At 71.5% G+C, this 20647-nt stretch carries 20 protein-coding genes and 2 tRNA genes; 8 read left to right on the top strand and 14 right to left on the bottom strand.

Annotated elements, in window-relative coordinates; translation table 11 throughout:
• Positions 1 to 73 precede the first annotated feature (73 nt).
• The 4 genes from rsrA to IE294_RS27865 all read right to left on the bottom strand — a co-directional run bounded on the left by rsrA (position 74) and on the right by IE294_RS27865 (position 2854).
• The gene (gene rsrA, locus IE294_RS27880; protein WP_059252525.1) at positions 74 to 385 is read right to left on the bottom strand and encodes a mycothiol system anti-sigma-R factor; all 312 of its coding nucleotides are present in this window, start codon (positions 383 to 385) and stop codon (positions 74 to 76) included.
• Positions 382 to 1077, bottom strand: a complete 696-nt coding sequence (gene sigR, locus IE294_RS27875) for an RNA polymerase sigma factor SigR (RefSeq protein WP_014674890.1) — start codon at positions 1075 to 1077, stop codon at positions 382 to 384. Before sigR ends, rsrA begins: the two co-directional genes overlap by 4 nt.
• Positions 1078 to 1332: 255 nt before the next feature.
• A complete protein-coding gene (locus tag IE294_RS27870; RefSeq protein ID WP_189890610.1) occupies positions 1333 to 1980 on the bottom strand; it encodes an alpha/beta hydrolase family protein in 648 nt (215 codons plus the stop codon).
• A gap of 19 nt (positions 1981 to 1999) precedes the next feature.
• Positions 2000 to 2854, bottom strand: coding sequence for an SOS response-associated peptidase (locus IE294_RS27865; protein WP_189890608.1), 855 nt, complete (start codon positions 2852 to 2854; stop codon positions 2000 to 2002).
• Between the two features lie 50 nt (positions 2855 to 2904).
• Here IE294_RS27865 and IE294_RS27860 point away from each other — a divergent pair, with 50 nt between their 5' ends.
• The 4 genes from IE294_RS27860 (at position 2905) to IE294_RS27845 (ending at position 6402) form a co-directional block, all read left to right on the top strand.
• Entirely contained in the window at positions 2905 to 3627 is a 723-nt protein-coding gene (locus tag IE294_RS27860) for a M50 family metallopeptidase (protein WP_189818197.1), read from the top strand.
• A 28-nt stretch (positions 3628 to 3655) separates the two neighbouring features.
• Positions 3656 to 4972, top strand: a complete 1317-nt coding sequence (gene aroA / locus IE294_RS27855; RefSeq protein ID WP_189890606.1) for a 3-phosphoshikimate 1-carboxyvinyltransferase — start codon at positions 3656 to 3658, stop codon at positions 4970 to 4972.
• Positions 4973 to 4983: 11 nt separating this feature from the next.
• Positions 4984 to 5994: a ribosome small subunit-dependent GTPase A gene (gene rsgA / locus IE294_RS27850; RefSeq protein WP_189890604.1), complete on the top strand. Its 1011-nt coding sequence runs from the start codon at positions 4984 to 4986 to the stop codon at positions 5992 to 5994.
• A gap of 84 nt (positions 5995 to 6078) precedes the next feature.
• A complete protein-coding gene (locus IE294_RS27845; protein ID WP_103812495.1) occupies positions 6079 to 6402 on the top strand; it encodes a DMT family transporter in 324 nt (107 codons plus the stop codon).
• A gap of 79 nt (positions 6403 to 6481) precedes the next feature.
• Here the strand turns inward: IE294_RS27845 and IE294_RS27840 are convergent, their stop codons facing one another.
• Entirely contained in the window at positions 6482 to 7087 is a 606-nt protein-coding gene (locus tag IE294_RS27840) for a TetR/AcrR family transcriptional regulator (RefSeq protein ID WP_189890602.1), read from the bottom strand.
• A 208-nt stretch (positions 7088 to 7295) separates the two neighbouring features.
• On the opposite strand from IE294_RS27840, the gene hisN reads away from it, so the two are divergent.
• Together hisN and IE294_RS27830 are read left to right on the top strand one after the other, a co-directional pair.
• A complete protein-coding gene (gene hisN, locus IE294_RS27835; RefSeq protein WP_189890601.1) occupies positions 7296 to 8096 on the top strand; it encodes a histidinol-phosphatase in 801 nt (266 codons plus the stop codon).
• 160 nt (positions 8097 to 8256) lie between these two features.
• Positions 8257 to 8652: a CBS domain-containing protein gene (locus tag IE294_RS27830; protein WP_189890598.1), complete on the top strand. Its 396-nt coding sequence runs from the start codon at positions 8257 to 8259 to the stop codon at positions 8650 to 8652.
• Positions 8653 to 8718: 66 nt separating this feature from the next.
• On the opposite strand, the gene IE294_RS27825 is transcribed toward IE294_RS27830, so the two are convergent.
• Complete coding sequence (locus IE294_RS27825) at positions 8719 to 10173, bottom strand: catalase (protein ID WP_189890596.1); 1455 nt, start codon at positions 10171 to 10173, stop codon at positions 8719 to 8721.
• A gap of 145 nt (positions 10174 to 10318) precedes the next feature.
• Between IE294_RS27825 and IE294_RS27820 the strand changes: the two genes are divergently transcribed.
• Entirely contained in the window at positions 10319 to 10735 is a 417-nt protein-coding gene (locus tag IE294_RS27820; protein WP_189818190.1) for a Fur family transcriptional regulator, read from the top strand.
• A 132-nt stretch (positions 10736 to 10867) separates the two neighbouring features.
• Here IE294_RS27820 and IE294_RS27815 read toward each other — a convergent pair.
• The 4 genes from IE294_RS27815 to IE294_RS27800 all read right to left on the bottom strand — a co-directional run bounded on the left by IE294_RS27815 (position 10868) and on the right by IE294_RS27800 (position 16094).
• Positions 10868 to 10941 (bottom strand) — tRNA-Met (locus tag IE294_RS27815).
• A gap of 68 nt (positions 10942 to 11009) precedes the next feature.
• Positions 11010 to 12821: a tetratricopeptide repeat protein gene (locus tag IE294_RS27810; RefSeq protein WP_189890594.1), complete on the bottom strand. Its 1812-nt coding sequence runs from the start codon at positions 12819 to 12821 to the stop codon at positions 11010 to 11012.
• 206 nt (positions 12822 to 13027) lie between these two features.
• Positions 13028 to 13101 (bottom strand) — tRNA-Met (locus IE294_RS27805).
• A 41-nt stretch (positions 13102 to 13142) separates the two neighbouring features.
• Positions 13143 to 16094, bottom strand: a complete 2952-nt coding sequence (locus tag IE294_RS27800; protein ID WP_189890633.1) for a UPF0182 family membrane protein — start codon at positions 16092 to 16094, stop codon at positions 13143 to 13145.
• Between the two features lie 164 nt (positions 16095 to 16258).
• On the opposite strand from IE294_RS27800, the gene IE294_RS27795 reads away from it, so the two are divergent.
• Complete coding sequence (locus IE294_RS27795; RefSeq protein ID WP_058081844.1) at positions 16259 to 16801, top strand: PPA1309 family protein; 543 nt, start codon at positions 16259 to 16261, stop codon at positions 16799 to 16801.
• Between the two features lie 75 nt (positions 16802 to 16876).
• Here IE294_RS27795 and IE294_RS27790 read toward each other — a convergent pair whose 3' ends face one another.
• From IE294_RS27790 to IE294_RS27775, 4 genes are all read right to left on the bottom strand, one after another.
• Positions 16877 to 17974, bottom strand: a complete 1098-nt coding sequence (locus IE294_RS27790; RefSeq protein WP_189890592.1) for a YlbL family protein — start codon at positions 17972 to 17974, stop codon at positions 16877 to 16879.
• Between the two features lie 50 nt (positions 17975 to 18024).
• Positions 18025 to 18198, bottom strand: coding sequence for a hypothetical protein (locus tag IE294_RS27785; RefSeq protein ID WP_014674871.1), 174 nt, complete (start codon positions 18196 to 18198; stop codon positions 18025 to 18027).
• Positions 18199 to 18835: 637 nt separating this feature from the next.
• The gene (locus tag IE294_RS27780; RefSeq protein ID WP_189890591.1) at positions 18836 to 19297 is read right to left on the bottom strand and encodes a molybdenum cofactor biosynthesis protein MoaE; all 462 of its coding nucleotides are present in this window, start codon (positions 19295 to 19297) and stop codon (positions 18836 to 18838) included.
• A gap of 114 nt (positions 19298 to 19411) precedes the next feature.
• Positions 19412 to 20524 (bottom strand): SDR family oxidoreductase, encoded by a 1113-nt coding sequence (locus tag IE294_RS27775; protein ID WP_189890589.1) that lies wholly within the window; start codon positions 20522 to 20524, stop codon positions 19412 to 19414.
• Positions 20525 to 20647: the final 123 nt, after the last annotated feature.

The following is a 20647-nucleotide window of genomic DNA, read 5'->3' as shown; positions in this document are numbered from 1 at the left end:
CTAGGGCGGGGATCGGGGGGTGCGGGGCCTATGACCTGAGGATTAGCACGTTCGGGTGATATGCCCCGGCGTGTCAGGACTCCTGCGGTGCCGCCGGGGCCTTGGTCACATCGTGCTCCGGGACCGTCTGCCCGGAGCGGATCAGCTCGATCCGCCCCATGACCTTGGCCCGCAGGTCGGCGGGCACGTCGTCATGCCCGCAGCACCGCTTCACCAGCTTCTTCACGGCCTGCTCCAGGCCGTACTTCTCCAGGCACGGCGAGCATTCCTCGAAGTGGTGCTGGAACTTGTCGCGGTCGACGTCCGGCATCTCGCTGTCGAGGAACTCGTACAGGTGGTCCAGGACCTCACTGCAGTCCGTCTCGTGCGGCTCTCCGCAGCTCATGAGCCCGAGCCTTTCGCTTCGTTCGACTCTCCGGCGCCGGCCGGGACCAGCCCGCGCTCACGGGCGTAGTCCTCCAGCATGCCGCGCAGCTGACGGCGGCCCCGGTGCAGCCGGGACATCACCGTACCGATGGGTGTCCCCATGATGTCCGCGATCTCCTTGTAGGCAAACCCCTCGACGTCCGCGAGGTAGACGGCGATGCGGAACTCCTCGGGGATCGCCTGGAGCGCGGCCTTCACGTCCGAGTCGGGCAGGTGGTCGAGCGCCTGCGACTCGGCGGAGCGCAGACCCGTCGACATGTGCGACTCGGCACGGGCGAGCTGCCAGTCCTCGATCTCCTCCGCGGCGGAGCGCTGGGGCTCGCGCTGCTTCTTGCGGTAGGAGTTGATGAAGGTGTTCGTGAGGATGCGGTACAGCCACGCCTTGAGGTTGGTGCCCTCGCGGAACTGGTGGAAGGACGCGTACGCCTTGGCGTACGTCTCCTGCACCAGGTCCTCGGCGTCGGCCGGGTTGCGCGTCATGCGCAGCGCGGCCGAGTACATCTGGTCGAGGAATTCGAGCGCGTCCCGCTCGAAGCGCGCGCTGCGCTCCGCGGTCGACTCGTCGGACGCGTCCGCGCTGACGCCCTGGCCCTCGGGCAGCTCCGCCTGGCCGTTGTCGGTCCCTGCGTCGGTACCGGTGACCGGACCCACCTCCTCAAGATCCCGGGTGGAACCGAAACCGATCCCACTCGATTCGGAGGATAGAACACGACCCGTGCCTGCCGCCGCTCGAATAGGAGCGATCTTGGCCGCGTGCAGCACGGACCAGTCCAGGTCAGTGCGGCTGCTGCGAGCCGGGCAGATGGTCGAACCCATGCGGCGGACTTCCTCTCCCTCGACGTCGGTGCCGAACCCGTCGGCACTTCCGTCCCGCTCAACAGCGGCCCACCGCACAACATTCCCGGGTCACCCGAGTGACGCGGTCCACTCCCGTACCGCGCCGGTGATGATCTCCAGCGCCCGCTCCTGGGTGAGGTCCGCGCGCCGGGGAACGGCGAACCCGTGATCGCCGTACGGCACCTCGATGAGCCGGAAATCACCCTCCGGGAACTCCGCCGGCTTCCCGAAGGGGTCGTTGCCGCCCTGGACGACCAGCGTGGGCACCCCGGCCCCCAGCAGCTCGTCCGCCCGGGACTTCTCCGGCTTGCCCGGCGGGTGCAGCGGGAAGCTGAGCGCGAGCACGGCGTGCGCGCCCAGCTCGGCCGCCGTGCGGCAGGCGACCCGGGCGCCGGCGCTGCGGCCCCCGGCGATCACCGGCAGGCCCGGCCCGGTGAGCGCGGGCCATACGCCCCGCCACCCGGTATCCAGGGTCTTCGGCGCGGGAGCGACCTTCTTGCCGGCGACCCGCCAGGGCTGCTCGACGAGGGCGACCGTCACGCCGTCGGCGGGCAGCGTGGCCGCGAGCGCCCGGAGGTCGCGTGCCTCGATGCCGCCGCCGGCGCCGTGGCTCACGGCCAGCACCAGCCGTGCCTTCTTCGCCGTGTGCCAGGTGATCCGGGCGTCCCCGGCCTCCGTACCGACCGTCTGGGAAGTCACATCGGTCACATGAGTCATGTCGGTCACATCCGTCACGTCAGAAGAGTGTGCCCTCTTCCGGACCCTCCAGCTCCTTCAGCAGCTCCGGGCCGTTGTTGCGGACGTTGCTGACGGCGGTGGAGACCGGGTAGGCGCGCATCAGGCCGGCCGGGGGCGGGGCGAGCAGCTCGCGCAGGTCGTCGGGGTCGGTGCGGGAGGGGTCGAGCCAGGCGTCCCAGCGATCCGGGGTGAGCATCAGCGGCATCCGGGGGTGGATCTCGGCGAGGGAGCGCGGGCCCTCGGCCGGGGCCACGGCCAGCGGGGTCTGCTCCGCCTCGGTGGTGATCACCGAGCAGGTGACCCACCAGGCCCGCGGGTGGTCGTCGGGCAGGGTCCGGTCGCGCCAGAACTCGTACAGGCCGGCCATCGCGAACACCGAGCCGTCGGCGGGCAGCACGAAGTACGGCTGCTTGCGCGGCCTCTTCTTCTTCCCCTCCACCTCCAGGTCGCGCTCCTGCGCGCCGGTGACCCACTCGTAGTAGCCGTCGGCCGGCAGGATGCAGCGGCGGGTGGCGAAGGCGCGCCGGTAGGCGGGCTTCTCGTGGACGGTCTCCGCGCGGGCGTTGATCATCCGGGCGCCGCCCTCCGGGGTCTTGGCCCAGGACGGGACCAGGCCCCACTTCAGCGTGCGCAGCTGGCGAACCGGACGCGGGGAGTCCGCGTCTTTCAGGGGGCGGTCCAGGACGGCGTAGACCTCCTTGGTCGGCGCCACGTTGTAGTCGGGCCCCAGGCTCTCCTCGGGCTCCCTCCCCCAGAGGCTCGACTCCGCTCGCCCTGGGGGGACCCCCATCTCGACTTCGAAGACTCCCGCGAGATCCTCGGGCCTACGACTCGATGCATACCGTCCGCACATACGTGCCACACTGCCAGATTCCGTACCAGTACAGGGAGCCACTCCGACCGATGGACAGCCTCGCCGCCACCGCGCTGCCCGACCTCTGGGACCGGCTCACCGGCACCCAGCCCGATCCCGACCTGTGGGTGGTGCTGGCCACGCTGGCCGCCGCGCTCGCCGTGGTCGTCCCGCACCCGGTGTGGCGGATATCCCGCAACGCGATCACCATCGCGCACGAGGGCGGTCACGGTCTGGTCGCGCTGGTCACCGGCCGGCAGCTCACCGGGATCCGGCTGCACTCGGACACCAGCGGGCTCACCGTGAGCCGGGGCAAGCCGTACGGGCTGGGCATGATCCTGACGGCCGCCGCGGGCTACACGGCCCCCTCGCTGCTCGGCCTCGGCGGGGCCGCGCTGCTGGCCGCCGGGCGCATCACCCTCCTGCTGTGGGCGGCCACGGCCCTGCTGGTGGCGATGCTGGTGATGATCCGCAACGCGTACGGCGTGCTGACCGTGGTCCTCGCGGGCGGGGCCTTCCTGCTGGTGTCCTGGCTGGCGGGGCCGCAGGTGCAGGCCGCGTTCGCGTACGCGGTGGTGTGGTTCCTGCTGTCCGGCGGGGTACGGCCGCCGTTCGAGCTCCAGGCCAAGCGGTCCCGGTCGGGGGCGGGGGACTCGGACGCGGACCAGTTGTCGCGGCTGACGCACGTGCCGGCGGGCCTGTGGCTGTTCCTGTTCCACGCGGTGTCGCTGTGCTCGCTGATCGGCGGGGGCCGCTGGCTGCTGGAAGGTTGACGGCGCGGCCTCCTTATAAAGTGGCCCCATGGCCCCGAACACCTCCTCCACCGCCCTCTGGCCCGCCCCGCACGCGAGCGGAGCCGTCGACGCGACGGTCCACGTGCCGGGGTCCAAGTCGGTCACCAACCGCGCCCTCGTCCTCGCGGCCCTGGCCTCCGAGCCCGGCTGGCTGCGCCGCCCGCTGCGGTCCCGGGACACCCTGCTGATGGCCGGTGCCCTCAGGGCCATGGGCGTGGAGATCGAGGAGGGGGTGGGCCCGGACGGCACCGGCGAGGCCTGGCGGGTGCTGCCCACGGGCCTGTCCGGCCCGGCCACGGTCGACGTCGGCAACGCGGGCACGGTGATGCGGTTCCTGCCGCCGGTGGCCGCGCTGGCCGACGGCCCGGTCCGGTTCGACGGTGACCCGCGGTCGTACGAGCGTCCCCTGAACGGCGTGATCGACGCCCTGCGGGTGCTCGGCGCCCGGATCGACGACGACGGCCGGGGCACGTTGCCGCTGACCGTGCACGGCGGCGGGGCCCTGGACGGCGGCCCGGTGTCGATCGACTCGTCCTCGTCCTCGCAGTTCGTGTCGGCGCTGCTGCTGTCGGGCCCCCGCTTCAACCAGGGCGTGGAGGTCCGCCACACCGGCGCCAGCCTGCCCTCGATGCCGCACATCCGGATGACGGTGGACATGCTGCGCGCGGTCGGCGCCCAGGTGGACACCCCGGAGTCGGGCGGCGAGCCGAACGTGTGGCGGGTGACGCCGGGCGCGCTGCTCGGGCGGGACCTGACGATCGAGCCGGATCTGTCCAACGCGCAGCCGTTCCTGGCGGCGGCCCTGGTCACCGGCGGCAAGGTGGTGATCCCGGACTGGCCGGCCCGTACCACCCAGCCGGGTGACCGGCTGCGGGAGATCTTCACCGAGATGGGCGGTTCCTGCGAACTCACCGAGTACGGCCTGGGGTTCACCGGTTCGGGGGCGATCCACGGCATCGACGTGGACCTCGGTGACGTGGGCGAGCTGACCCCGGGCGTCGCGGCGGTGGCCGCGCTCGCCGACTCGCCGTCCACCCTGCGGGGCGTGGCCCATCTGCGGCTGCACGAGACGGACCGGCTGGCCGCGCTCACCAAGGAGATCAACGAGCTGGGCGGTGACGTCACGGAGACGGCCGACGGCCTGCACATCCGCCCGCGCGCGCTGCACGGCGGGACCTTCCACACCTATGAGGACCACCGCATGGCGACCGCCGGTGCGATCATCGGCCTGGCCGTGCCGGGCGTGCGGATCGAGAACGTGGCGACGACGGCGAAGACCCTGCCGGACTTCCCCGAGCTGTGGACCGGGATGCTCGGGCAGTAGGGACGTACGTTATGCGCCGCTACGGCAAGCACACCGACGAGGACGACATCCGCAGCCGTCCCAACCGCAAGGGCAACCGGCCGCGGACGAACATCCGGCCCAAGCACGAGGACGCGGCCGAGGGCATGGTCCTCACCGTCGACCGGGGGCGGCTGACCTGCCTGGTCGAGGACCGGGTCGTGATGGCGATGAAGGCGCGTGAGCTGGGCCGCAAGGCGGCCGTGGTGGGCGACCGGGTGGCCCTGGTCGGTGACCTGTCCGGCATGAAGGACACGCTCGCGCGGATCGTCCGCATCGAGCAGCGGACGTCGGTGCTGCGCCGCACGGCCGACGACGACGATCCGTACGAGCGGGTGGTCGTCGCCAACGCCGACCAGCTGGCGATCGTGACGGCCCTGGCAGACCCCGAGCCCCGCCCCCGGCTGATCGACCGCTGCCTGGTCGCGGCCTTCGACGGCGGTCTGGAGCCGCTGCTGGTGATGACCAAGTCGGACCTGGCCCCGCCGGACAAGCTGCTGGAGCTGTACGGCGCCCTCGACATCCCGTACGTCGTCACCAGCCGCGGGGAACTGGAGAACGGGGACGCGTCGGACCGGGTCCGCGAACACCTCGACGGCAAGATCACCGCGTTCGTGGGGCACTCGGGCGTCGGCAAGACGACGCTGGTCAACGCGCTGGTGCCGCGGGAGCGCCGGCGTTTGACGGGACACGTCAACGCGGTGACCGGCCGGGGCCGGCACACCACCACCTCCGCCCTCGCCCTGCCGCTGGACGACGGGGGAGGCTGGGTCGTCGACACCCCGGGGATCCGCTCCTTCGGGCTCGCGCACATCGACCCGTCCCGGGTGATCCACGCCTTCCCCGACCTCGAACCCGGTACGGCTAACTGCCCGCGCGCGTGCAGCCACGACGAGCCGGACTGCGCGCTGGACGCGTGGGTGGCGGAGGGACACGCGGACCCGGCACGGCTGTACTCGCTGCGCCGGCTGCTGGCCACCAGGGAGCGCAAGGAAGGCGACTGAGCCTCGCGTAGTTTGCCGGGGTGCGTGGCCGGTAAGTGCATAATCGCACCGAGCCGGAGATCCGGATCAACGGGAGGACCGCACATGGCGTGGCTGCTGGTCATCGTGGCCGGGATACTGGAGACCGGCTTCGCCGTGTGCCTGAAGCTCTCGCACGGGTTCACGCGCCTGTGGCCGACGATCGCCTTCGCGTCGTTCGCCCTGGGCAGCTTCGGTCTGCTCACCCTGTCCCTGAGGAAGCTGGACGTCGGCCCCGCCTACGCCGTGTGGACCGGCATCGGCGCGGCGGGCACCGCCATCTACGGCATGGTCTTCCTCGGCGACCTGGTCTCCACCCTGAAGATCGTGTCGATCAGCCTGGTCATCATCGGGGTGATCGGACTCCAGCTCTCGGGCTCGGCCCACTAGAAGCTGTCGGCTTCGGCCCACCGCGCGCTGCCGGCCCACCGGGCGTCCTCGGCCCACCGCGCTCGGGAGGCGCCGGCCTTCACGCCAGGTGCCGTGGCAGCACCGCCCGTACCAGCTCCGCCATCCCGCCCTCCCCCGGCGGCGCCGCCACGCAGGACAGGGCGAGGCGTACGACCAGCTCACAGGAGCGGAGCAGTTCCGCGGTGTCGGCCGGGTCGGCGCCCGGACCGGCCAGCGCGGTCACCGCGCGGTCCCGGACGATCCGCACGAAGTCGCGGGGCGCGGGCAGCGGCCCGTCCGCCCGGCGCTGCGCCGGTACCGCGCTGGTGGAGGGCACGGCGGTGAGCGTCGGGCTCGGCAGCCGCTCGGTCCAGCAGCCCGTGAGCATGGCCCGCACCAGCACGTTGTCCCGGGCGGCGGTGGCCGTCCACTCGGCGGTGGCGGTGAGCCGGTCCCGCGCCCCGGTGGGGCCGGCCAGGGCCCGCTCGACGCCGGCGAGGTAACCGTCGGCCTCCCGCCGCACCAGCGCCCGCGCGAGGCCGTCCTTGCCGCCGAACTCGTTGTACAGGGTCTGCCGGGACACCCCGGCCGACGCGGCCACGTCGACCATCCGCACGGCGGACCACGGCCGGCGCGCGAGCGCCGTGTACGCGGCGTCCAACAGCGACTCCCGGGCAGCAGGCATCCTCGCCTCCCTGGACCACACCGACTCTGCGCCCAGATTTGACGCGCTTGTATGCACTGTCAAGGGTTTGGGAGGGAGCACGGGGTGCGTCCGGCCCTTCTCCTGCCACGGGCACGCCCTGGCGGTCGCGCGGTGCGCCGCGTCCCTCCGGGACACTCCCACCGCCCCCGGTGGCCCCGTACCGACCCCGCCGGATACCGTTCCTCACATGCCCGACTACCTCGACGACCTCCGCCTCGCCCACGTCCTCGCGGACGCGGCCGACGCCGCCACCACGGCCCGCTTCAAGGCCCTCGACCTCAAGGTGGAGACGAAGCCGGACATGACCCCGGTGAGCGAAGCGGACAAGGCCGCGGAGGAGGTCATCCGCGGCCGGCTCCAGCGCGCCCGCCCGCGGGACGCCGTCCTCGGCGAGGAGTACGGCATCGAGGGCACGGGCCCCCGCCGCTGGGTGATCGACCCGATCGACGGGACGAAGAACTACGTGCGGGGCGTCCCGGTCTGGGCCACCCTGATCTCCCTGATGGAGGCAGGGGAGGGCGGCTACCAGCCCGTCGTCGGCGTGGTCTCCGCCCCCGCGCTCGGCCGCCGCTGGTGGGCCGCGAAGGGCCACGGCGCCTTCACCGGCCGCAACCTCACCTCCGCGACCCGCATCCGCGTCTCACGCGTCGGCAAGCTCGCGGACGCCTCCTTCGCGTACTCCTCGCTCTCCGGCTGGGAGGAGCGCGACCGCCTGGGCGGCTTCCTGGATCTGTCCCGCCAGGTGTGGCGCACGCGCGCGTACGGCGACTTCTGGCCGTACATGATGGTCGCCGAGGGCTCCGTGGACATCTGTGCCGAGCCGGAGCTGTCGCTGTGGGACATGGCGGCCAACGCGATCATCGTGACGGAGGCGGGCGGCACCTTCACCGGCCTCGACGGCCGCCCGGGTCCGCACAGCGGCGACGCGGCGGCGTCCAACGGCCTCCTCCACGACGAGCTGCTGGGGTACCTCAACCCGCGCCCGTGAGGAACGGGGAGGGGACCGGGAGTACTCCCGCTACGCCCTCAACTGGCGCCGCGCGCCCCCTTGTTGACCCTCCCTTTACCTGGCACTCTGAGCCCACCCCCACTTGTGAACTTGTGAATCCCTGAACCGTTCCCGGGGATTCCTAGGAGGTGGTCCGTCCATGCTCGTCCGTGACGCCATGAGCACGGTGATTCTCACCCTCGGCCCCGCCCACACCCTCCGCCAGGCAGCCGCCCTGATGTCCGCCCGCCGCGTCGGCGCCGCCGTGGTCCTCGACCCGGACGCCGGCGGCATCGGCATCCTGACCGAACGCGACATCCTCAATTCCGTCGGCCTCGGGCAGAACCCGGACGCGGAGCGCACCCACGCCCACACCACCACCGACGTCGTCTTCGCCGCACCCACCTGGACCCTGGAGGAGGCGGCCCGCGCCATGGCGCACGGCGGCTTCCGGCACCTCGTCGTCCTCGACCGCGGCGACGTGGCCGGGATCGTCTCGGTCCGCGACATCGTCCGCCGCTGGCTCCCGGCCCGCGAGCCCACGCCCGCGCTGTGACATGCGAAGCGGGCCGGACCCCGAGCACCGTGGGGTCCGGCCCGCCCAGCCGCGAGGGCGGCCGGCTCAGCCGCGCAGCGCCTGCACCGCCGCCTCAAGCCGCTTGCCGAAGTCGGCGTCGGCACTCGCGAAGTTGCCGATCGCCCGCTCGGCGATGTCCTCGCGCGAGACCTGCGAGATCGCGCCCGCGAGGTTGGCGATCAGCCGCTCCTTCTCCGCCTCCGACATCAGCCGGTAGAGGTTGCCCGCCTGCACGAAGTCGTCGTCCTCGGCGTGCACGGGGGTCGGGTGGTTGCCGGTGCCGGCCGAGAAGCCGTCGAACGGCTGCCAGAGCGGACGGCCGGTCTGCTGCGGCCCGCCGAAGCTGTTCGGCTCGTAGTTCTTCGCCCCGCCGTGCCGGCCGTCGTAGAGGAAGCCGTCACGGGAGTGGGTGCGCGCCTCGGTGGCGTGCGGGCGGTTCACCGGCAGGTGGTCGGCGTTGATGCCGACGCGGTAGCGGTGGGCGTCGCCGTAGGCGAAGAGCCGGCCCTGGAGCATCTTGTCGGGCGAGGGGCCGATACCGGGCACGAAGTGCGCCGGGGAGAAGATCGACTGCTCGACCTCGGCGAAGATGTTCTGCGGGTTGCGGTTCAGCTCCAGCTTGCCGATCTCGATGACCGGGTAGTCCGCGTGCGGCCACACCTTGGTCAGGTCGAACGGGTTGAAGCGGTACGTCGCCGCGTCCGCCGCCGGCATGATCTGCACGCCCACGGTCCAGCTCGGGAACTCCCCGCGCTCGATCGCCTCACGCAGGTCGCGCTGGTGCGAGTCGGGGTCCTTGCCCGCGAGGACCTCCGCCTCCTCGGCGGTGAGGTTCTTGATCCCCTGGTCGGTCTTGAAGTGGTACTTGACCCAGAAGACCTCGCCGGCCGCATTGTTCCACTGGTAGGTGTGCGAGCCGAAGCCGTCCATGTGCCGGTACGACGCCGGGATGCCGCGGTCGCCGAACAGCCAGGTCACCTGGTGGGTCGACTCCGGCGAGAGCGACCAGAAGTCCCACACGTTGTCGGCTTCCGTGGAGCCGGTGTACGGGTCGCGCTTCTGGGTGTGGATGAAGTCCGGGAACTTGACCGCGTCCCGGACGAAGAAGACCGGGGTGTTGTTGCCGACGAGGTCGTAGTTGCCCTCCTCGGTGTAGAACTTCAGCGCGAAGCCGCGCGGGTCGCGGACGGCGTCCGCCGCGCCGAGGTTGCCGGCCACGGTCGAGAAGCGCAGGAAGACCTCGGTCTGCTTGCCGGCCTCGGAGAGGAACGCGGCGCGGGTGTACGGCGTGACATCGGCGGTCACGGTGAAGGTGCCGTACGCGCCGGCGCCACGGGCGTGCACCACGCGCTCCGGGATGCGCTCGCGGTTGAAGTGCGCCAGCTTCTCCAGCAGGAGCTGGTCCTGGACGAGGACCGGCCCGCCGACGCCCGCCGTCTCGCTGTTCTGGTTGTCGGCGACCGGGGCACCGGCCTCCGTGGTGAGCGGTCCCTGCGTCACGTACGCCTCCTGCGTCATCACTGACTAGTCCTGTCCTGTGGCCAAAGCCGGTTCCGATCCTACAATGGACATTGTCTAAGTCAACTGGCGATCCAAAATCACACCTGTTCCCGATCTGGGGACTCCTCCTGCTAGGCTGGTGGCCATGAGCGACCTTCTGGAACGGCTGCGTGGACGCGGATGGCGGATGACCGCGCAGCGACGCGTGGTGGCCGAGGTCCTGAACGGCGAGCACGTCCATCTGACGGCCGACGAGGTCCACGCACGGGCTGTCGCCAGGCTCCCCGAGATCTCCCGGGCGACCGTCTACAACACGCTGGGCGAACTGGTCTCGCTCGGCGAGGTGCTGGAAGTCACGACGGACAAGCGCGCCAAGCGGTACGACCCGAACGCGCACCAGCCGCACCATCACCTGGTCTGCGCCCGGTGCGGCGCGATCCGCGACGTGCACCCGACCGGCAACCCCCTCGCCGACCTCCCCGACACCGAGCGCTTCGGCTTCACGGTGTCGGACGTCGAGGTGACGTACCGGGGGCTGTGCCCGAACTGCGCGGGCGCGTAGGAGACACCCCGCTTCCCTGGAGCCCCGGCATCCGCCGGGGCTCTTCGCGTATGACCGTTGCCGTGTACGACAACACGCACGAAAACACCGAGGGCCGGAACCCATCTCTGGATTCCGGCCCTGGGCCTTCAGTAGCGGGGACAGGATTTGAACCTGCGACCTCTGGGTTATGAGCCCAGCGAGCTACCGAGCTGCTCCACCCCGCGTCGGTGAACACGACACTACGTGAGGGAAGCGTCGAGAAGCAAATCAGTGGGGGCCGGGGTGTCCGGCGTCACGCCGAGAGCTCCTCCCGCAGCGCGTCCCGCAGCCGTCCCGCCCGCTCGGACACCTCCGCCGGCCCCAGCGCGACCGCCTTGTCGGCCCACCGCTGCCCCTCCGCCAGCTCGCCGCGTCGCGCGTAAACGAGGGCCAGCCGCAGCGCCGCCCGCCCATGCCCGGCATCGGCGGCCCGGGCCCACCACACCGCCGCCTCGGGCTCGCTCCCCTCGCGGGCGAGCAGCAGCCCCAGGTTGAAGGCGCCGTTGCGCGACCCGGCCTCGGCCGCCGCCCGGTACCACCGCGCCGCCTCCACCACATCGCCCCGTGCCGCCGCGAGCATGCCGACCCGCACCTGCGCCCGCCGGTGCCCCTGCGAGGCGGCACGCTCGTACCACTCCTCGCACTCGGTCTTCTCCTGCACGATCTCCCCCAGCTCGTGCGCGGGCTCCGGCGGCCGGCGCGCGTCGAGCAGGGCGGCCAGCCGGTACGCGCCCTCCGCGCTGCCGCCGCCCGCCGCACAGCGCAGATGCCGTTCGGCCTCCTGTTCGTCGCCCTCGCGCAGCCGGGCGATCCCGACCTGGAGCGCGGCCTCGGCGTGCCCGGCCGCCGCCGCCCGCTCGTACCAGCGCAGCGCCATCTCGTCCTCGCCACGCCCGGCGTAGAGGATGCCGAGGTTGAACGCGGCGTCCACGCTTCCGACCTCGGCGGCCTTGGAGAACCACGGCTCGGCCCCGCTCGTGTCGCCGTTCTGGAGCAGCAGGATGGCCAGCGCGTTCGCGGCCTCGCGGTGCCCGGCGTACGCGGCCCGCCGGTACCACTGCTCGGCCTGCGCGGTGCGGCCCTGCTCGGCGCAGAGCAGCCCGAGGTTGTAGGCGCCGTTGTCGTCACCGGCGTCCAGCGCGGCCCGGTACCACCGCTCGGCGGTCTGGGGCTCGCCGCGCTCGGCGTGCAACGCGCCCAGCGCGTTGGCCGCGTTGCCGTCGCCGTCCTGGGCGGCGCGCAGCCACCACACGGCCGCGCTCTCGCTGTCGCCGGCGTCGCGCAGCAGGAAGCCGAGCGCGCAGGCGGCCCGCGGCTCGCCGTCCTTGGCGGAGGTCAGGTACCAGCGCCCGGCCTCCTTCAGCTCGCCCCGCTTCTCCAGGATCGCCCCGAGCTGGAGCGCGGCCCGCCGGTGCCCGCGCGCGGCGGCCTGCCGGTACCACTGCTCGGCCTCGGCGACAGCATGGTCACCCCCGGTCTCGTCCCCGTGTCCGGCCGCGCGGTCGAGCGCGCGCGCCAGCCGGTAGGCGGCCTCGCGGTGCCCTCGCTCGGCGGCGGCCCGCAACCAGTGCTCGGCGCCGACGTCCCCGCGGTGCTCCAGCAGGTCGGCGAGCGCGTAGGCGCCGAGGACATGGCCCTGCTCGGCGGACTGGCGCAGCCAGTACTCGGCGGCCGGCTCGTCCCCGCGCTCCCGGTGGTGGCGGCCGAGCGCGTGCGCGGCGGCGGCGGAACCGGCGACGGCGGCGATCCGCCACCAGCCGGCCGCCTCCTCCGGGTAGCCCCGCTGGTGCAGCAGGACGCCCAGGTTGTTGGCGGCGGCCCGGTCACCGGCCGCGGTGGCCGCGCGCAGGTGGGGTTCGGCTCCGTCGAGGTCGCCGCGGCGCAGCAGCATGGCCCCGAGGACGCTCGCCGCCTCGGCGTCACCGCTCTGCGCGGCGAGCGCGAGGCGCGTCTCCTCGCCGGCTTCCCCCATGTCCGCCAACTCGTCGCGGGCCGGCTCCGCGTCGTAAGGCTGCACAAATCGCCCTGACTCGAACAGAGTTGCCTTGTCCCCCATAACGTCCATCGTCGCACCACCTGCAACCTGGGTACACCCGGTATACCGCAGCCCGTGAGGTCACTTGAGCGTTTTGTCGACATGCCCACAGAGAGACAAGTCAAACACACACCGCCCAACTCCCCACGGCGGCGCGGCCGGTCCCTCCCCTCAGTACATGAGTTCGCACACCACGAAGGCCCGGATCCGTTTTGGATCCGGGCCTTCGACTTCAGTAGCGGGGACAGGATTTGAACCTGCGACCTCTGGGTTATGAGCCCAGCGAGCTACCGAGCTGCTCCACCCCGCGCCGTTGTGTGTCAACCGTACCACGGCGCGAGGGGGTCTTGATCAACTCTGGTTCTCGTCGCTGTTCCTGCCGGCGCTCTTGTCGCTGTTCTCGGCGCTGCTCTTGCCGGCGTTCTTGTCACCGTTCTTGCCGCCGGTGCCGTCCGTCTTGGACTGGGCCGCGTCGGCCCGCTTCAGCGCGTCCTGAAGGTCCTTCTGCGCCTTGGCGTACGCGTCCCAGTCCGGTCCGTTCTTCAGCGCCTGCTGCCCGGCGTCGAACGCCTTCTGCGCGTCTTCCAGTGCCTGCTTGACCGTCGGATTGCCGGTGCTGGGCGGGGTGGTGCCGCCGGTCTCCGGCGGTCTGGTCGAACCCTTCACCCCGAACACCTCGTCGAGGGCCTCGTCCAGGGTGTCCTTGAAGGCGGTCCTGCCCTCGTAGGTGACCAGAACCTTCCTCAGCAACGGGTACTTGAGCGAGCCACCGCGGACGTAGACCGGCTCCGCGTACAGCAGGCCCCCGTCCAGCGGCACGGTCAGCAGATTGCCGTACTCGACCTTCGAGTGCCCGCGGCTGAGGAGGCTGATGGTCTCGGCGATGGCCGATTCGGAGTTGAACTGGCTCTGGACCTGCTTGGGGCCGTCGACGGTCGTGTTCGTCGGCAGCTTCAGGACTCTGATCTTGCCGTAGTCACTGGTGCGCGGATCGGAGTCGACGGCCATGAAGGCGCTGAGGTTGTCCCGGCCGTTGGGCGTGAACGTCGTCGTCAGCGAGAACGCCTGCGCGCTCTGGCCCGGCATCTTCATGCTCAGGTAGTACGGCGGCACCGCGCTGCCCGAGTTGTTCGTCGGGTCGTCCGGGACCTCCCACACCTCGCTGCCGGTGAGGAAGGTCTGCGCGTCCGTCACGTGGTACCGGGTGAGCAGCTCGCGCTGCACCTTGAACAGGTCCTGCGGGTAGCGCAGGTGGTCCATCAGCTGCGGGGAGATCGCGCTGCGCGGCTCCACCGTGTCGGGGAATGCCTTCATCCAGGTCTTCAGCACCGGGTCCTGGGTGTCCCACTGGTACAGCTTGACCTCGCCGGTGTACGCGTCGACGGTCGCCTTCACCGAGTTGCGGATGTAGTTGACCTGGTTCTGCTGGGCCACCACCGCGCGCGAGTTGTTCGTCGCGGTCAGCGAGTCGGCCGTCGTGTCACCGAGGGTCGTACGGGAGGCGTACGGGTAGCCGTTCGACGTCGTGTACGCGTCGACGATCCACTGGATGCGGCCGTTCACGACCGCCGGGTACGCGTCGCCGTCGATGGTCAGCCAGGGGGCGACCGCCTCCACGCGCTCCTTGGGCGTGCGGTTGTACAGGATCCGGGAACCCTTGCCGATCGCGCCCGAGTAGAGGATCTGCGGCTCGTTGAACGCCACCGCGTACGCGGCCCGGTTGACCGGGTTGTCGAGGTCGACCCCGCTCTTGCCCTGGTAGCTGGTGGTCATCTCACGCTCGTTGTCGGAGTAGTCGACCTCCTTCTGGGGGCCTCCGACGATCGAGTACGTGGTGGTCTTCTCGCCGTAGTAGATCCGCTGTTCGTAGGTCCCGAGGTCGCCCTGGGACGGCAGGTTCTTCTCCGTGAAGACCGGCCGGCCCTCGGAGTCGGCCTCGGTGCCCTTGGCGGCCACCACTCCGAAGCCGTGCGTGTAGCGGAAGTGGTCGTTGATCCAGTTGTTCTTCGGGATGCCGTCCAGGTTCAGTTCGCGCAGACCGATGACGGTGTCCTGCTCCTTGCCGTCCTTGGGGTACCGGTCGACGTCGAGGTTGGTCGGGAACCCGTAGTAGGCCTTGATCTGCTGGAGCTGCTGGAACGTCGGCGAGACGACGTTCGGGTCCATGATGCGGATGCTGGCCGTGGCGTCGACCTGGTCGCGCAGCTTGGTCTTGTCCGAAGTCGTGGACTTGCCCGGGTACTCGGTCACCTTGGCCTGGTCGATGCCGTACGCCTCGCGGGTCGCCTTCAGGTTCTTCTGGACGTACGGCGCCTCCTTGGCCTGCTCGTTCGGCTGGACCTGGAACTTCTGCACGATGGCCGGGTACAGCCCGCCGATCAGGATCGCGGACAGCACCATCAGGCCGAAGCCGATGACCGGCAGCTGCCAGGTGCGCCGCCACAGGGTGGCGAAGAACAGCAGCGCGCAGATGACGGCGATGCAGAACAGGATCGTCTTGGCCGGCAGATAGGCGTTGGCGTCGACGTAGCGCAGGCCGGTCCAGTTGCCGGTCGCCTTGAAGTCGCTCGACTTGACCGCGAGGCCGTACCGGTCGAGCCAGTAGGCGACCGCCTTGAGGGCGACGAAGATGCCGAGCAGCACCGACAAGTGTCCGGTCGCGGCGGCGGTGGCGCGCGCGCCCGGGCTGGTGACGCGCAGCCCGCCGTACAGGTAGTGCGTGAGCGCGGCGGCGATCAGGCACAGGATGGCGGCGGCGAAGCCGAAGCCCAGCAGGAAGCGGTACCAGGGCAGGTCGAAGGCGTAGAAGGAGACGTCGAGGTGGAACTGCGGGTCCTTCTGGTGGAAGGGCACGCCGTTCACCCACATCAGCCAGGTCCGCCACTGGCTCGACGCGGAGGCGCCCGCGATCAGCCCGACCAGGGCGGTGACGGCGAGCAGCAGCCACTTCTTGTACGGCGCGATGGCCATGCGGTAGCGGTCGAGGCTCTGCTGCTCCATGGACATGGCGCTGAGCGGGGGCCGCAGCCGGTGCGCGAGCCAGATGTTGAGACCGACCGCGACCGCCATCAGCAGACCGAAGACGAAGAAGAGCCCGATCTTGGTCGACAGGGTGGTGGTGAACACGGACGAGTAGTGCACCGACCGGTACCACAGCCAGTCCGTCCAGAAGCCCGCGAACATGGTGAACGCCATGCCGAGCACGGCGAGGACGCCCAGTGTCACGAGCAGGGCCCTCACCCTCCGGGACGGGCGGCCCGCTCTGATCCGTGGCCCCGTCGGGCCTCCGCCGCGGTCCGGCATCTGGAAAGCCAAGGTGCGCACCTCGAAGTTCGCTGTCGATCCGTCAGACCCTCGGGTTCGCGGGCCCGCCGTGGCCCCCCGTGATCGCGGGCCCACACCTATGCAACTTACTCACGGTTTACTCGGTTCCCGATTCCGGCCGGGAACGAGGCAGGATTGTGACCATGTCCAACACTCCCATGGCAGCGAGCCCGCTCACCCGGGCCGTACTCGAAATCGACGAGTACGTCTCCGGCCTCGGCTGGGACCAGCCCGCTCGCCTCTTCGCCCTCGTAGACACCGCACGGCTGCGGGCTCAGGAACCTTCGCTCGCGGCCCAGCTCGGCCTGGAGGACGAGTCCGAGACCGTCGGTCTCACCCCGATCGAGCAGGACGAGCTCCCGTCCGGCAAGCCCCTCGACGAGTTCCTCGGCACCATCGCCTGGCCCGACGCGGTGACCGGCTGCGCCCTCGCGGTGGAGCGCCTGATGCTGCCGCCGTCCGCCGAGGCCCAGGTCCCCTCCGGTCTCGACGAGGCCGGGCTGGCCAGGTGGGTGGCCGAGCACCCCGAGCGCCAGGAGGTCCGGATGACGGTGGCCGTGCTGCGCGACGGCAGCCGCGAGTCGGCGCTGCGGCTGCGGGAGAAGGACTCCTCGACGGAGGTCCTGACCGGCCCCGACCTGGTGCCGGGCCTGGCGGATGCCCTGGCGGCGACGTTCGCGGACTGATCCCTCCCCTCGGGGGGTACGGCGCTGGGGGCGCCCCTGATGGTCAGGGGCGCCCCCAGCCGTGTCACGGCCCGTTCAGCCCTTGGTGGTGCACTTCGGCAGGGCGGCGGTGTCTCCGCTGCGGATGTCCTTCAGCGCGTCGAGCGCGTCGCCGATGGTCTTGACCTTGACCAGGGTGAGCCCGCCCGGGGTGTCCTTGGCAGCCGCCGCGCAGTTGTCGGCGGGGGTCAGGAAGTACCGGGCGCCGCGGTCGCGCGCGCCGACGGTCTTCATCTCGACGCCGCCGATCGGGCCGACCGTGCCGTTGTCGTCGATGGTGCCGGTGCCGGCGACGAACTTCCCGCCGGTGAGGTTGCCCGGGGTGAGCTTGTCGTAGATGCCGAGGGCGAACATCAGGCCGGCGCTGGGACCGCCGACGTCGGCGAGCTTGATGTCGATGGTGAACGGGAAGGTGTGGTCGGTCCCGGCGGAGATGCCGACCACGGCCCGCGGGGCCCCGGTGTCGTGCGAGGTCGCCGTCGTGATCGTGACGTCCTGCGTCCTGGTCGCCGCCGTGTTCGCCTTCTCGGCGGCGGCCTGCTCCTTGGCGGGCACGACGGTGAAGACGACCTTCTGCCCCGGCTTGTGCTTGGTGACCAGCTTGGCGACGTCGGACGGCTGCTTGATCGCCGTGCCGTCGACGGCCTTGATCACGTCACCGGCGTGCAGCCTGCCCTCGGCCGGGGAACCCTTGACGACCGTGGAGACGATCACCCAGGACTTCACCGGGACGCCCAGCTCCTTCAGGGCGGCGACCTTGGCGCTCTCCTGGGACTGGCTGAACTCCTCGGCGTTCTCCTGGGTGGACTGCTCCTCCGTCTTGCCGTCCGGGTACAGCGTGTCGTGCGGGACGATCTTGCTGTCGTGGGCGAGCCAGCCGTAGACGGCCTCCACCAGGTTCATCCGGTAGTCGGCGCTGGTGACCCGGACGGTGGTCATGTTCAGATGGCCGTCCGCCTGATAGGTCTTGTGCCCCGAGATCTGCAACACCGGCTCGCCGTCGTGCTCCCCGAGCGTGTTCACGGTCGGGCCGGGAGACATCTCCGCGTACGGCACGGGGATGAGGACTCCCGCGCACAGGAGCGCGATCAGCATCAGGGTCGAGGCGAGCATCGTCGCGGTGCGGCGTGGCATGCCACGACAGTACGGGACGCCTCTGTCAGCGCACCGTCAGGGCACCCCCGTCAGGCGCCGCGGGCACCCGTGTGGGACTTCTCCATGGCCTCGCGGAACCGGGCGTATCCGTCCAGCTCAGGGCCGTCACCCCGCGTCTTGCGGGTCCGATTGGCCCACGTCCCCCACAGCCCACCGCCGATCGCGGCCACCAGTGGGATCAGCAGCCAGACAAGCACCCCCATGCCGACCTCCCATACGCCATGAGCGTCCGCAAATGACTGATCAGCAGATTAACGGTCTGCACGGACAACGCTCACGCTAGGGTGCCGGTTACGCAACCGGAGGGAAGCGTGCCCGCTGTGACGCCTTCGGGGGATCCCCGAAGACCAGACGGATCAGCGGACGGGGGGCGGGGGCGGGGCTGGGGGCACCGGGCGGGGGTCGGCGGGTGGCCGGGGGCTGGACTGCGGGCAGGGGGCCGCGGGCGTCGGGCGCGGGCGTCGGACGCGGGGCCGCGCGTGCCGGGCCGAGGTTGTACGGGCTGGGACCAGCGGGCGCCGGGCCGGAGCCGGGAGGCGCCAGGGCGCGCCGACCGCGAGTCAGTGGACGCCGAGCCGGGATCAGCAGGCGGCATCCGGGCTCCGGCCGGATCAGCAGGCGGTCGGCCGGCGACAGCGGGCTCGGGCCGATGAGCAGGATTACGCACTGGGATCAGCCGGCTATCGGGCCGGGATCAGCAGGCGGTCGGCGGGCGACAGCGGCCTCCGGGCGGAAGAGCAGGCGCCCGCGCCAGGATGCAGGCCGCGGTCAGGGGAGGCAGCAGGCGTCGCCCCCCCCGTCAGCAGGCGCGGGCCCCCGTCAGCAGGCGCCGGCCCCTGGTCAGCAGGCGCCGACCCACTCCTCCGTGCCGTCCGAGAACTTCTGGTGCTTCCATATGGGCACCTCGTGCTTGAGGTCGTCGATCAGCTTGCGGCAGGCGTCGAAGGCCTCCGCGCGGTGCGGGCAGGCCACGGCGACGACGACGGCCAGGTCCCCGACCCGGAGATCCCCCACCCGGTGGACGGCGGCCAGCGCCCGCACGGGGTGGTCCGCGACGACCTTCTCGGCGATCCGCCGCATCTCGGCCTCGGCACTCGGGTGACACGAGTACCCGAGCGCGTCCACGTCGGCACCCCCGTCGTGGTTCCGCACGGTCCCCACGAACAGCGCGACTCCCCCGGCCGCGTCGTCCCCGACGGCCTGGAACACCTCGTCCACGGAGAGCGGGGTCTCCCGGATGCCGATCAGCTTGATGGGGTCCTGTGCCGCCTGCTCACCGGGGTGATCGTTCATATGCGCCATGCCCCCATCGTGCCCCACGGGTGTGACAACAAGGAATACGAGTTTCCGCAGGCACGCGCGCGGGACGCTTGGAGGCTTCTACAGCGCGGCCTCCGCATCGGCCGCTCCCGCACGTCAGACGCGTCGCCGGGCCTTCCGGGCGCGCCGTACGACAGCCGCCGCACCCAGCAGGGCCACCGTCGCCCCCGCCGCACCGGCGGCCGTCGCGTCCTTCCGCCCCAGCCGCCGCCCGGCCACCGTGTGCCGGCCGGACACCTCCTCCAGCAGCTCGGCGAGCACCTCCTCGTTGGTCCACTTCGGCCGCCACCCCGAATCGTGCAGCCGGCTTCCGCTGACCACCCAGGGGTACATCGTGTAGGCGAGGTCCCCCGCCGGGGACGGGGTGAGCCCGATCCGGTGCAGCCGGGCCGCCGCGCCGAGGGCGACCGCCGAGGGCAGCTCCATCCGCCGGATGCCGCTCAGCTCCTCGACCTCCTCCTGCTCCAGCCACCCGTCGCAGCCGACGGCCAGCTCCCCGTCGACCTTCTCCAGCACGGCGTACTCCAGGGCGCTGCACAGATCCTCGACGTGGCAGAACTGCCACGCGGGCCGCGACCCGGCCACGACCAGCAGCCGCGGCGACTCGAAGTACCTGGTCAGCGCGGTGTCCGTGCCGCCGACCAGGACGGCCGGCCGCACCACGGTGACGTTCAGGCCCGGATGCGCGCGCGGGGCCCGCCGCGCCAGGCGTTCGATCTCCAGCAGGTCCCCGACGCCGGTCGCCTCGGCGGTGGCGCGCAGCTCGGCGTCCTCCGACAGCGGCAGCTCGTTGTCGGGCAGCGCGCCGTAGACCATCGCGGAGGTGCACAGCACCACCCGGTGCACGCCGGCCGCCGCGGCGGCGGTCAGAACGGTCTGGGTCCCCCGGACGTTGTAAGCGGTGCGCGCCGCCGGATCGGTCTCCAGGTCCAGGTCGAGCGCGAGGTGGACGACGACGTCGGCGCCCCGCAGCTTGTCCGCGATGGCGGGGTCGCGGACGTCGAGGATGTGCCACTGCGCCTCGGCGCACTCGCCACGCCGTTCGTCGATGGCGCGTACCTGTCTGATCTCGTCCGACGCGGCGAGTCGCTCGGTGAGCAGGGCGCCGACCCCGGTGGCGGCGCCGGTCACCGCGACGACGGGCCCGCGCACGGCGGGAGAGGTTGAGAGGTTTCGCGCTGCGCGAACCTGCGGATCTGGGGAACTCACCGGGCGTCTCCAGCGGTTGTCTTCAGTACGGGCGCGAGTGACGCGTACGTACCAGGTGCATCCATCCTGCCGCAGGCGTTCCGTGGGCGAAGCACCGAGGCCCGATCGGGTCGGGGTGTCTAC

Source organism: Streptomyces canarius (genome assembly GCF_014650735.1).
Classification (GTDB): domain Bacteria; phylum Actinomycetota; class Actinomycetes; order Streptomycetales; family Streptomycetaceae; genus Streptomyces; species Streptomyces olivaceoviridis.
The sequence above is the reverse complement of the archived record's forward strand: the minus strand, read 5'-3'. Positions and strand labels throughout refer to the sequence as shown.

Bases quoted from the DNA above. Each gene is read 5' to 3' on its own strand.
- IE294_RS27870 (WP_189890610.1), bottom strand. From the start codon at position 1,980: ATGACTCATGTGACCGATGTGACTTCCCAGACGGTCGGTACGGAGGCC.
- rsrA (WP_059252525.1), bottom strand. From the start codon at position 385: ATGAGCTGCGGAGAGCCGCACGAGACGGACTGCAGTGAGGTCCTGGAC.
- IE294_RS27830 (WP_189890598.1), top strand. From the start codon at position 8,257: ATGCTCGTCCGTGACGCCATGAGCACGGTGATTCTCACCCTCGGCCCC.
- IE294_RS27820 (WP_189818190.1), top strand. From the start codon at position 10,319: ATGAGCGACCTTCTGGAACGGCTGCGTGGACGCGGATGGCGGATGACC.
- IE294_RS27865 (WP_189890608.1), bottom strand. From the start codon at position 2,854: ATGTGCGGACGGTATGCATCGAGTCGTAGGCCCGAGGATCTCGCGGGA.
- IE294_RS27800 (WP_189890633.1), bottom strand. From the start codon at position 16,094: ATGCCGGACCGCGGCGGAGGCCCGACGGGGCCACGGATCAGAGCGGGC.
- IE294_RS27785 (WP_014674871.1), bottom strand. From the start codon at position 18,198: ATGGGGGTGCTTGTCTGGCTGCTGATCCCACTGGTGGCCGCGATCGGC.
- hisN (WP_189890601.1), top strand. From the start codon at position 7,296: ATGCCCGACTACCTCGACGACCTCCGCCTCGCCCACGTCCTCGCGGAC.
- aroA (WP_189890606.1), top strand. From the start codon at position 3,656: ATGGCCCCGAACACCTCCTCCACCGCCCTCTGGCCCGCCCCGCACGCG.
- IE294_RS27790 (WP_189890592.1), bottom strand. From the start codon at position 17,974: ATGCCACGCCGCACCGCGACGATGCTCGCCTCGACCCTGATGCTGATC.
- IE294_RS27810 (WP_189890594.1), bottom strand. From the start codon at position 12,821: ATGGACGTTATGGGGGACAAGGCAACTCTGTTCGAGTCAGGGCGATTT.
- IE294_RS27795 (WP_058081844.1), top strand. From the start codon at position 16,259: ATGTCCAACACTCCCATGGCAGCGAGCCCGCTCACCCGGGCCGTACTC.
- IE294_RS27845 (WP_103812495.1), top strand. From the start codon at position 6,079: ATGGCGTGGCTGCTGGTCATCGTGGCCGGGATACTGGAGACCGGCTTC.
- IE294_RS27780 (WP_189890591.1), bottom strand. From the start codon at position 19,297: ATGGCGCATATGAACGATCACCCCGGTGAGCAGGCGGCACAGGACCCC.
- IE294_RS27860 (WP_189818197.1), top strand. From the start codon at position 2,905: ATGGACAGCCTCGCCGCCACCGCGCTGCCCGACCTCTGGGACCGGCTC.
- rsgA (WP_189890604.1), top strand. From the start codon at position 4,984: ATGCGCCGCTACGGCAAGCACACCGACGAGGACGACATCCGCAGCCGT.
- IE294_RS27840 (WP_189890602.1), bottom strand. From the start codon at position 7,087: ATGCCTGCTGCCCGGGAGTCGCTGTTGGACGCCGCGTACACGGCGCTC.